Genomic DNA, 11,849 nt, shown 5'->3' on the forward strand with positions numbered 1-11,849 from the left:
AACCGTCTATCTCTTTGGAATTTGTCGCTGACAAGCAACTGACGTTGTTCTGATTACTTATGTCGAACTCACGTTAAATAAAACAATGGGAATTCACAAAATTTGCATGAGTTTGTGAATTCCCATTGGTCTATATTATTTACAATACTTATCTCTTCACGTCGTTGAGGGTGACGTTTTCGATGATGCAGTTTTCGATTGCGGAGGTGTCAAAAGCGCCGCCGGCGGGGTCTGTGGCCCAGATGTCACGGAAGGTGAAGTTTTTGAGGGTGTAGAAATCGCCCTGGCCCTGACGGTAAAAGTCGCGGTAGCATTCAAGATGTCCGTTGCGGAAGACAACGTTGTCGACTCCTGATGCGGGCATCGGATCACGCTCAACCTTGTTGAAGAACTGCTTCCAGGTCTGGACTTCAAGAGCGGTGCGCACACGTCCGGTAGCGCCGTCGATCAACACGTTGCGATACTGCTGCGGAGTGTCGGGACGCATCTTGAAGAGAAGCACATGATAGGTGCCGTCAAACTTGCAGTCTTTCATGATGACATTGGAGCAGTCCCAGGCCTCGCTGCCGAAAGTCACACCGGCATTGGTCTTGCCGAATGTGCAGCGGTCGATGATCACATTTGTGACAGGGCCATTGCCTGCGATGGTATCGACATAGGTACCCTTGCCGCCTTTGAGGCAGACACCGTCATCGTTGACATTCATATAGCATTCGCTGATGAGCACGTCATTGCAGACGTCCATGTCGATGGCATCGGTGCTGGGACCTTTCGGATAGCCGTCGGTGGGAGCAAGGATAGTTACGCCGAGATACTTCACACGCTCGCAGTTGTAGAGGTGGTTGGTCCAGAAACCTGAGTTGACCATGCGGACACCGCCTACGGTCACATCCTTTGAATTGGAGATATAGACCATGCGCGGACGCAGAGCCTCCAGGTTGGTACACTTCTTGTTGACCTTGCGTCGGAGCCAGAATTCGTCATAGAAGCGATGGCCGTTGCCGTCGATCGTACCCTCGCCGCTGATGGTGAAGCCGTCACACTTGTCGGCGTTGATGAGAGCTGCGAAATAGTCGAGAGTCTGGCCTTCGAGGCGGGTCTTGACAATCTCATAGTGGGTGATGGCATCGCTGCCCTTGAGTTTGCCGCCTTTGAGAAGGTGCAGATGGGTCGATGGCCTGAAAAAGAGAGAGCCGGTCAGGAAAGTACCCTCAGGGACAACAACCACACCGCCGCCGTTGGAAGCTGCAAGGTCGATCACTGCCTGAATGCGCTCGGTCTGAATGAGAGTGCTGTCATTCGCAACACCATGCTCGGTGATGAGATACTGCTTACCGAGTTTTTTGAGTGAGGGCTGTTCAGCATTGTTGAACCATGCGGGGACGGCGCTACCGTCGGGAAATTGCTTGAACTCCGCGTGGGCCGAAAGCCCGGCAGCCAGTAACAGAGAGAGAGTCAGGACTTTGGATTTAAGTTTCATTGATTCCGGTATTTTGATTAAGTGTAGATGATGCTAACTGAAACGCGATGACCGACAGACGGTCTTCTTGGGCCGAATGGCAGACGGGGCATATCGCCTGCTGTCCGGGCCGGACTGACTGCATAAAGTCAGAATCAGTCATATATTTTGCAAATTTACGAAAAACTTTTTGTCTGTGTAAGCCTTTATTAAGATAAGTACACAATGTACACAAGATAAGTACACATTATAATACTCCATTTTTCGCATCCGGCTTCGTCATGTCACAGTCACGACCATTCACCTTCGACCGAGTCATCCGCATCCTGATCGGCATCGCCATCATTGCGGCTGCTTTCCGGCTCGTCAACATACTGAGCAATGTGCTGCTCCCCTTCTGTCTGGCCTGCCTGATCTCCTATATCCTTGAGCCGCTGGTCGAATTCAATCTCCGGCGACTTCATCTCCGCTGGCGGATCATCGCGATATTCCTGACGCTCGCGGAAGTCACCCTCGTCATCGGCGGTCTTGTCTATTTCTTCCTCCCGTCGGTGCTCAAAGAGATCCACGACATGGCCTCAATCATACGCGACTACTCCGCCCACAACAAAACGCTGCCATTCATCCCCAAAGAGGTCCATGACTATCTCGCATCCTACTTTGACGACGACACAATGGTCCGCCTCATCGAAGGACAGCACCTCGAATCAATCCTCAGCAAGGGGACAAGCGTGATCTCGGCCTCGATCGGATTTCTGATCCATACTCTTGAATGGTTCCTGACGTTCATCTATGTGATCTTCATTCTGCTCGACTACCGCCAGATCATGCACGGCTTCAATGTGCTCGTCCCGCCGAAATACCGTCCGATTGCCAACCGCATCAGCAATGACATCAAAAACAGCATGAACCGCTATTTCCGCGGACAGGCACTTCTCGCCCTCTGCGCGGCGGTGTTCTATTGCATCGGCTTTTCAATCGTCGGAATCCCGATGGCCATAGTGCTCGGACTTCTGGTCGGAATCCTTTACATGATCCCCTACTTCCAGTATATCACCATCATCCCCGTGGCCTTCGTCTGCCTGATTGTCTCGATGAACGGCGACGTCGGTTTTTGGAGCGAATTCGGCAAATGTCTGTTGGTCTATGTCATCTGCCAGTGTACCTGTGACTACATTCTGACACCCAAGATCATGGGTAAGGCAATGGGGCTGAATCCGGCCATCATTCTGCTCTCGCTCTCTGTCTGGGGGACCCTCCTGGGGCTGATCGGCATGATCATAGCCCTGCCGCTGACCACTCTGCTCCTCGCCTACTATGAAGAATACGTGATCCACCCGTCCAAATGTACGCCGGACACACGGACAGCGGACGAAAATGTCCGAAATCGGACACCTTAGAAAACCAATCACTCCTGCAAATCAGCCACTTGTGAGTTTGGCACGGTTAATGCAGTATTATTACTGCGAAAATAAACCGCAAACTTCACAATGGATAGAGAACTAAGCAAACAGGAACGCAACAGCGCACGGCGCCGCAAACTTCTCCCCTATATAATAGGTGGTGGTGTACTTGCCGCCGGACTCGCCTCGCTCTTCATTGTCAGCCGCGCGAGCGTCAGCCGCGAGGATCTGATGATAGCGACCGTCGACACCGGCACCATCGAGACAACAGTCACCGGCAGCGGAAGTGTTGTCCCCGCATTCGAGGAAATCATCAACTCACCGATCAACAGCCGGATCATGGAGGTCTACTGCAAGGCCGGAGACAGCGTCGATGTTGACACTCCGCTGCTGCGCCTCGACCTGCAAAGCACCGAGACAGAACTCAACAAGCTCAAAGACCAGATCGAGATCAAAAACTACGAGCTTGAACAGCAGAAGGTCAACAACAGCACACGCGTCAGTGATCTGACAATGCAGGTCAAGGTAAAAGAGATGACCGTCAACCGCCTTGAAGTCGAGCTGCGCAACGAGCGCTACCTCGACAGCCTCGGCTCAGGCACCGGCGACCGCGTCCGTCAGGCCGAGCTTGCCTACAACACCGGGCGCCTCGAACTCGAACAGATGCGTCAGCAATTATCCAACGAGCACAAAGTCACCGACGCCGGACTCAATGTCAAGAACCTCGACATCAACATAGCCCGCAAAAATCTCGGTGAAATGAGCCGCACGCTCAACGACGCCCGGATCAAGGCACCGCGCAAAGCCACACTGACATTCATCAACGACCAGATCGGCCAGAAAGTCTCCGAGGGCGAGAAAATCGCCATCATTTCCGATCTCAGCCATTTCAAGATCGACGGCGAGATAGCGGATGCCTACGGAGACCGCACCCGTGTAGGCTCCAAAGCCGTGGTGCGCATCGGACGCAACGAACGCATGAGCGGCACCGTCAGCAATGTCACTCCCCTCTCCCGCAACGGGGTCATCTCATTCAACATCCGCCTCGACGACGATGCCAACAGCCGCCTGCGATCAGGCCTGAAGACCGACGTCTATATAATGTGTGACGTGATGGAAGATGTCCGCCGCATTAAAAACGGCACTTATTACACCGGCCCAGGCACCTATGAGCTGTTTGTCTTCAACGGAGACAACAAACTGGAGCGCCGCACCGTCCGCCTCGGCGACAGCAACTTTGAATTCGTGGAGGTTATCGACGGGCTGAATGACGGCGACCGCGTAGTGGTCAGCGACATGAAACGCTTCATCAACGCCTCGTCAGTAAAAGTAAAATAACCAACATTTCATTTTCTTTCATACACCATGCAGATCCGTTCATCACTCAGTCAGTTGTGGCGCGAATCGCGGGCCAATCCGGGCTTCACAGCCCTCTATATCGGCGGCGTGGCCTTTGCCGTAGCCTTCACGATGGTCTATGCGATTATCTACTATGTCAACCTCGCGCCTCTCTATCCGGAATACAACCGCGACACCACAAGCTATTCAGCCTACATTCAGATACGCAACGACAGCACGTCCAGCACACATGGCAGTCTTGTAAGCAAAAAATTCATCGACGAATTCATAGCCAGTTCAGAAAACATAGAATATTGCAGCATCATCGTTCCCAACAGAAGCGAAGGGGCAACGATATCCACAAAGGACGGCTCCATCAAGGTCGTTTCCAAACTGACAGACAGAAATTTTTTCAGACTTTACGATTACGAATTCCTCGCCGGACAACCATTCAGCGAAATGGAAGTCGAAAGCGAGAAACCATTTTTCGTAGTGATCACCAACACGATCGCCGACAGAGTTTTCGGCAACGCGGAAAATGCCGTCGGAAAAGAAATTCTTATTGACTATCGCCCCCACAAAGTTGTCGGAGTAATCCGGCGCGGCAACCCTGTCGCCAACACCTCTTATGCCGACATCATAAGACCGTACACTATAACACCAATATCAGTATTCGAATACAACGGATCTCTGAAAGACTACCTCGGCAGTTTTGCCGCCTATATCAAATTCAGCGACAGCAGACAGCGCGAACGCTTCATGGCTGAATACAGCGACAAAGTCAGTCGCGCAAAAGATTCCGACGGTTTCAAAATCAACAGCGCCAAAGTCAAGACTCACTATGAAGGATTGCTCGAAGGCAATGAAGCCGAGCCGATTCCACTGGAAAACGCCGTCAGAACACTGATCATCATGCTGCTTGTTCTGCTGCTTGTCCCGGCCATCAATATCAGCGGCATGATCGGCGGCCAGATGGACAGGCGCATGGCTGAAACAGGACTCCGCCGCTCGTTCGGAGCTACCCGCGGAAATCTGATACGACAGGTGATGTTTGAAAACTTTATTCTGACCCTTATCGGAGGACTCATAGGCTTCGTGATAGCCTGGATAATCGTATTCTTCGGCCGCCGTTGGCTCCTCCAGCTGCTTGTCAGCTCATGGGAGATGATCGACGCCCCGATAGACATCAGCGCCGAAATGCTTTTTGCTCCCGCTATTTTCGTCGGTGCACTCCTGTTCTGCCTTATACTCAATCTCCTCTCCGCCTATATTCCGGCCAGTCTGTCACTGCGCAGGCCGATAGTCAACTCGCTTAATTCCAAACAATAATCTCCACCATGTTCAAACTCATATATAGAAATCTTATCGCTCACCGCAGACGTTATCTCTGGATAATGCTTGAACTCTGCATCGCGGTGTTCGTCTCCTGGGATCTGCTTGACAAAGTGATCGTCAACGAATACAACCGTCTGTCTCCGCTCGGCTACGACATTGACCGGCTTGTCTCATTTCAGTTTCGCGAACTACCGCCGGAAGCCATGCCATCCGACTATGAAAAGCGTGATATCGACAGTCAGATGGCCGACGTCATGCGCATCATCGGCATGATCCGTGAAGACAGCCGTGTGGAAGCTGCGACTATCGCAAGCCTATATACATTTGAAAAAATGGGTATATGGATGAACACTATCCCCAATGTAACCACCGACAGTGCCGGCAAGAAAAGCAAAACATCAGTCAACGCTTTTTATATAAACTTCTGGCGCGGCACAGATTTTTTCAAGACATTCGGGCTGAAAGACGCATCAGGGACCGGCCAAGCAGACTTCGCCGAGCAAGCTATGACCAAAAGCCAGATAATAGTCTCAAAATCCATCGCAGAATTTCTTTTCCCTAAGGAAAACGCGATAGGTCATAGTCTTTTCGAAAAGAATGGCAAGGAGCATAAAGATGGCCGTGAAATGATTGTCGGAGTTGTCAATAATGCCATATATCGCTCATCATGCGGACGTACACCCATTGTTTACAAGCCACAAAACAATAAAGACGTGGAACGCAGCGGAGGCATTGACATCCTCAACGGAGTAATCAGACTGAAAGAAGGCGTGGACATGAACGCATTCATCCGCGACATGAAGCCGAAAATCGAACAAGACTACCGCTTCGGAGAAATCTATTGTGAATCACTCGCCCCCTACAACGATCTGCGCGAGCGGATGGCCCGCGACGTCAACAACGACAATTTCATAGCCAAATCCATAGCCCTGTTCTTCTTCATCAACATATTACTCTGCATGACGGGCACCTTCTATCTTCAGACACGCCAGCGCAGCGAGGAATCAGGAGTGATGCGCTCGTTTGGAGCCTCTCACGGCTTCATTATCCGCGAAATGCTCGGAGAAGGCTTTATAATGGTCACTCTGGCATGGCTTTGTGGATGCGGACTATACTGGCTTGTCATCCATGACTCCGGACTTGCCGATATCAGATTCATGGACTACGACATAACAATCGTCAAGCAACTGATCCCGCTGTGGTATGACGATTTCTGGACTCATTTCACCATTGTCTCTCTGATCATCTATGCCATTATGCTCATTGCCGTCATGCTCGGCATCTGGTTCCCGGCCCGCCGTATCAGCCGCATCAAACCGATCGACGCCCTCAGGGATGAATAACAACAAAAAAACAACAGTCAATAAAAACAAATAACCACATCAATCCAAAACATACAATCATGAACGCAATCGAATTAAAATCAATCAATAAGATCTACCGTACAGACGAAATCGAGACTCTTGCACTCGAAAACGTGAACCTCGCAATCGAAAAGGGTGAATTTGTCAGCGTGATGGGCCCTTCGGGCTGCGGAAAATCGACCCTGCTCAACATTGTCGGACTTCTCGACGAACCGACCAGCGGCACAGTCATCATCGACGGCACAGCCATCGGCAAAATGAGCGACAAGAAACTCGCCGCTTTCCGCAACGCCAAACTCGGCTTCGTCTTCCAGAGCTTCCATCTGATCAACTCGCTCAATGTCATCGACAACGTCGAGCTTCCGCTGATCTACCGTTCCATGAGTTCGTCGGAACGCAGCCGCCGAGTGCGCGAAGTGCTCGAACGTGTAGGACTCAGCCACCGTATGCGCCACATGCCCTCACAGCTCTCCGGCGGACAGTGTCAGCGCGTGGCCATCGCCCGCGCCATTGTCGGCAACCCCGAAATCATACTCGCCGACGAACCGACCGGTAACCTCGACTCCAAGATGGGCGCCGAAGTGATGGACCTGCTCCACAGTCTCAACAAGGAAGACGGACGCACAATCATGATGGTGACCCACAACGAACAGCAGGCCAAACAGACAGACCGAATCATCCGTTTCTTCGACGGACGCCAGGTGCAGTAAGACGTCAACTCAAAACAACTCTGACCGAAACACATGAAAACAAACTATTTCAGACAAGCCTGGGCTTCGATCAGGCAGCAACCTGTGATCAGCGTCGTCAGCATGATCGGCACCGCCCTCGCCATCTTCCTGATCATGGTCGTCGTGATGATCGAGGAAGTCAAGACAGCCTCATTCGCCCCCGAAAGCAACCGCGACCGCTGGCTGGTGCAGAAATATGCCTCCATCACAAACGATTCATGGGGCATTGACAACTCATCAAACGGAGGCATGGGATTCAATCTGGTCAAACAGGTGTTTTACCGCATGGAGACCCCGGAGGCTGTAACAGCCTATACCGTCACACCTTCAACCAGTCTGTTTTCCGTGCCCGGACAAGCTCCGTTTTGTGCTGAAGAACTGTCAACGGACGCTGGATTCTGGAAAGTAATGGATTTCACTTTCATATCAGGCAAACCTTACACACAGGAAGATTTCGAGGCCGGACTGCCGGTAGCTGTTCTGTCGGAATCGACAGCACGACGTCTGTTCCAGACAAGCGATGCGGTCGGACGCGAATTTCAGCTCAATTACGTCACTTTCCGTGTGGCCGGTGTAGTCAAAGACGTATCGAATCTTGCCACCGCCTCATATGCACAGGCCTGGATCCCGTACACATCGACCAACACGGCAGACTTCAGCTGGTGTGACTACATGGGTCCTTTCAGCGTGACAATCCTGCCACGCGATAAAACTGACGTCCCGGCTATCCGGGAGGAATATGACAGACTTTTTGCCGAACTCGGCGACGAGGCAAAGATCAACGGGTGGAAATTCATACTCCGTGAGAGACCTTACACACAGGAAATCACCGCCAACACCATCTGGGCCAGCGTCAGTCCCGACATGCCCGGAGTCTACCGTCGGCGGATCATCACATACCTGATACTGCTCCTTGTCCCGGCGGTCAATATAAGCAGTATGACCCATAGCCGCCTGCGCCGCCGGGCGGAAGAGATAGGAGTACGCAGGGCATTCGGAGCACGACGTTCCGTAATCATGACCGATATTTTTCTTGAAAATCTCATCATCACGCTTTTAGCCGGCATGTTCGGTCTGCTTCTGAGTCTCGGCTTCGGACTGATTTTCGGAGGGACAGTCTTCGCCCCCGGCTTCGGAACATCCATTGAATCGACCGGCATCAGCCTCGGAATTCTGTTCCACTGGTCGACTTTCGGCTGGACAATGCTCTTCTGTTTCCTTCTCAATCTGCTCAGCTCAGGACTCCCAGCATTGAACGCATCACGAATCAACATCGTCAACGCTCTGAAAGGCAAACACTAATTCACCACTTCTACATAACATCATGAAAAGAAAATTATTCAGACAGACTGCCAACGAATGGCAAAACAATGTGTGGCTCGCCATCGAACTGCTCATTGTAAGCGTGGTGATGTGGTTCGTCTCAGATTATATCTTCACCAACATCTCAATCGTCACCTCGCCGCGCGGATTTAACACAGACCACTGCTATCTCATAGGATACAGTGAGCTGAACGACAAAAGTCCTGACTATGCCGGCATGCTGAGCAAAGACGAACGCAGCGACAATCTGCTCCGCATGCTTGAATTGCTGGAAAAACGCCCGGAAATAGAATGCGTGGCAATGGGTCAGAATGCGTATTTCTATAACCATTCAAACAGCGGAAACCATATGGAGACCGACACGTTCAACACCGGCAACTACTACTTCCTGCGCCGCCTCGTATCGCCTGAGTTCACCAAGGTGTTCCGCATCCGGGGAGCCAACGGGGAGAGTCCCGAAGAACTTGCCGAAATTCTCAGAAACAATCCGCGATCCTTCCTGATCTCAGACAATGCCTTTTCACACTACGGCATCAACCACATGAAAGACTTCATTGGCCACGAATTTACAAGCCATGCCACCAATGACACACTGGTCCTTGCCGCCGCCTTTATCCCGGCTCGTTATGATGACTACAACAGCGAAGATATGGCCCACTCGATGATATTTACCTGCAGCCCCGATGACTATATCTATCTGAATGAACTGGTGGTCCGCGTCAGAGACAATATGGACCTCAATTTCATTGAGAACCTGATGAAAGACGCTCCTACAACACTACGTTCCGGCAACTATTTCATCTCTTCGGTCCAGTCATTCGATGACATCCGTGAAATCCATCAGCGTGACTATGACGCCGACCTGCGCAACTATTTCATCGGCGCGGCTTTCCTTGCACTCAACATATTCCTGGGTCTTTTCGGAACATTCTGGTTCCGCACCCAGCAGCGAGTGCCTGAAATAGCCATCCGCAAAGCCAACGGCGCCACACGCGGCGACATTTTCCGCCGTGTTGTCAGCGAAGGCGAGCTGATACTGCTTGCTGTCACACCCATAGCCATACTCATTGACTGGATGCTGACAAAAATGGAGCTGAACACCTATTATCACGGCGGTTATTTCGAGCCTCTCAGATTTTTCTGCTGTGTGGCCATTGCCTGGGCTCTCATGGCGCTGATGATTGTCTTTGGCACCGTCATCCCGGCCAACAGAGCGATGAAGATCGCCCCGGCCACAGCTCTCACTGAAGAATAAATACAGATACTTCCATATAAATATGAAAAAAGTAAGACTATTGGTTTTCTTTTGCCTGCTTGCCGGTCTCGCACCGGCAGGCATGGCGGAAGAGGTGCGCCGGATCACTCTCGACGAGGCGATTCTGACCGCACGGACAAGGAGTGTCGATGCTGCCGTTGCGCTCAACGAACTGCGCACCGCCTACTGGACCTATCGCACCTACCGCGCCGATCTGCTTCCGGAAGTCAATTTCAACGCGACAGCGCCAAGCTACCGCAAGAGTTACAGCCCCTACCAGCACGAAGACGGTTCATATTCCTTCGTGCGCAACAACTACATGCAGATGAACGGCGAGATCTCCATCGACCAGAACATCTGGCTGACAGGGGGCACTCTGTCGCTGAACACATCACTCGACTATCTCAAGCAGCTCACCGGAACACGCTACAATCGTTTCATGTCCATTCCGGTAGCCCTCACCCTCTCCCAGCCTATTTTTGCGACAAACACCATCAAATGGAACCGGCGCATAGAGCCTGTGCGCTATGCCGAGGCCAAGGCGGCGTTCATCAGCGCCACGGAAAATGTGGCCATGACAGCCATAAACTACTATTTCTCATTGCTTCTGTCAAAAGAAAACATATCCATTGCAGAGCAGAACCTCGCCAACGCCGAAAAACTCTACGAAGTGGCCAAAGCCAAGCGTGAGATGGGCCAGATCAGCAAAAACGATCTGCTGCAACTCGAACTCAACCTGCTCAACGCCCGCTCATCGCTTACCGATTGCGAGAGCGACTACAAGTCAAACATGTTCAAGCTGCGCGCATTTCTTGACATCGAAGAGGATGTGACGCTGGAACCAGTGGTCCCTGACGCGATCCCATCGGCCCTTGTTTCCTATGATGATGTGCTTGAAAAAGCCCGCGCCAACAACAGTTTCGCCAAAAACATCCGCCGCCGTCAGCTTGAGGCCGACTATGAGGTGGCGAAGGCCAAAGGGAACCAGCGGGAGATAATGCTTTACGCCCAGATCGGCTACACCGGCACATCGGAGCGTTTCGGCGAGGCATACGACCGTCTGAAAGACAATCAGGTGGTAGAGGTTGGATTCAAGATTCCGATTCTCGACTGGGGCAAACGCCGCGGCAAGGTCAAAGTCAGCGAAAGCAACCGCGATGTTGTCCGCAGCCGTCTGCGCAAGGAGCAGATGGAATTCGACCAGAACATTTTCATCCTGGTAGAGCGCTTCAATAACCAGCGCCGACAGCTGGAGATCTCACTCAGGGCCGACACCATAGCCCGGCAGCGCTACGACACGAACGTCGAGACCTTCATGATCGGGAAAATATCCACTCTCGACCTGAACGACTCGCAGGTCAGCAAAGATGAAAGCCGCCAGGCCTACATCAATCAGCTGTATCTCTATTGGAATTACTATTATCAGCTGCGCAGCGTGGCCCTCTGGGACTTTTCGTCCAACAAAGGCATTGACGCAGACATTGAAGCTATTGTCAGACGCTAAGAGGTTGTTTAAAAACAAGAGTTAAAATCTGAGGGGTGTATCTTTTAGATAAATTGTTGCAAATGAGAAAGGAGCATAGCGAGCTATGCGACTGACGAATTTCAACAATTTAGCAAAAGAGACACCAAGGCTAAGGT

General features: G+C 51.7%; 9 protein-coding genes. 8 read left to right on the forward strand and 1 reads right to left on the reverse strand.

Translation table 11 applies throughout. The features are described from left to right. Positions 1-148 precede the first annotated feature (148 nt). On the reverse strand, positions 149-1,480 hold the full coding sequence (locus K2H17_RS09895) for a glycosyl hydrolase family 28 protein (RefSeq protein WP_300134269.1): 1,332 nt from the start codon (positions 1,478-1,480) through the stop codon (positions 149-151). Positions 1,481-1,740: 260 nt separating this feature from the next. On the opposite strand from K2H17_RS09895, the gene K2H17_RS09900 reads away from it, so the two are divergent. The 8 genes from K2H17_RS09900 to K2H17_RS09935 all read left to right on the forward strand — a co-directional run bounded on the left by K2H17_RS09900 (position 1,741) and on the right by K2H17_RS09935 (position 11,712). After that, complete coding sequence (locus tag K2H17_RS09900) at positions 1,741-2,859, forward strand: AI-2E family transporter (protein WP_300134272.1); 1,119 nt, start codon at positions 1,741-1,743, stop codon at positions 2,857-2,859. 90 nt (positions 2,860-2,949) lie between these two features. After that, positions 2,950-4,200, forward strand: a complete 1,251-nt coding sequence (locus tag K2H17_RS09905; protein WP_300134275.1) for an HlyD family efflux transporter periplasmic adaptor subunit — start codon at positions 2,950-2,952, stop codon at positions 4,198-4,200. Positions 4,201-4,227: 27 nt separating this feature from the next. Next, a complete protein-coding gene (locus K2H17_RS09910; protein WP_300134278.1) occupies positions 4,228-5,529 on the forward strand; it encodes an ABC transporter permease in 1,302 nt (433 codons plus the stop codon). An 8-nt stretch (positions 5,530-5,537) separates the two neighbouring features. Continuing rightward, positions 5,538-6,878: an FtsX-like permease family protein gene (locus K2H17_RS09915; protein ID WP_300134281.1), complete on the forward strand. Its 1,341-nt coding sequence runs from the start codon at positions 5,538-5,540 to the stop codon at positions 6,876-6,878. A gap of 59 nt (positions 6,879-6,937) precedes the next feature. Next, positions 6,938-7,609, forward strand: coding sequence for an ABC transporter ATP-binding protein (locus tag K2H17_RS09920; protein ID WP_300134284.1), 672 nt, complete (start codon positions 6,938-6,940; stop codon positions 7,607-7,609). Between the two features lie 33 nt (positions 7,610-7,642). Continuing rightward, positions 7,643-8,932, forward strand: a complete 1,290-nt coding sequence (locus K2H17_RS09925; RefSeq protein WP_300134287.1) for an ABC transporter permease — start codon at positions 7,643-7,645, stop codon at positions 8,930-8,932. Between the two features lie 22 nt (positions 8,933-8,954). After that, complete coding sequence (locus tag K2H17_RS09930; RefSeq protein ID WP_300134289.1) at positions 8,955-10,208, forward strand: FtsX-like permease family protein; 1,254 nt, start codon at positions 8,955-8,957, stop codon at positions 10,206-10,208. A 22-nt stretch (positions 10,209-10,230) separates the two neighbouring features. Next, the gene (locus K2H17_RS09935; protein ID WP_300134291.1) at positions 10,231-11,712 is read left to right on the forward strand and encodes a TolC family protein; all 1,482 of its coding nucleotides are present in this window, start codon (positions 10,231-10,233) and stop codon (positions 11,710-11,712) included. Positions 11,713-11,849 lie beyond the last annotated feature (137 nt).

It is taken from the genome of Duncaniella sp. (genome assembly GCF_029054785.1).
In the GTDB taxonomy this organism is placed as follows: Bacteria; Bacteroidota; Bacteroidia; order Bacteroidales; family Muribaculaceae; genus Duncaniella.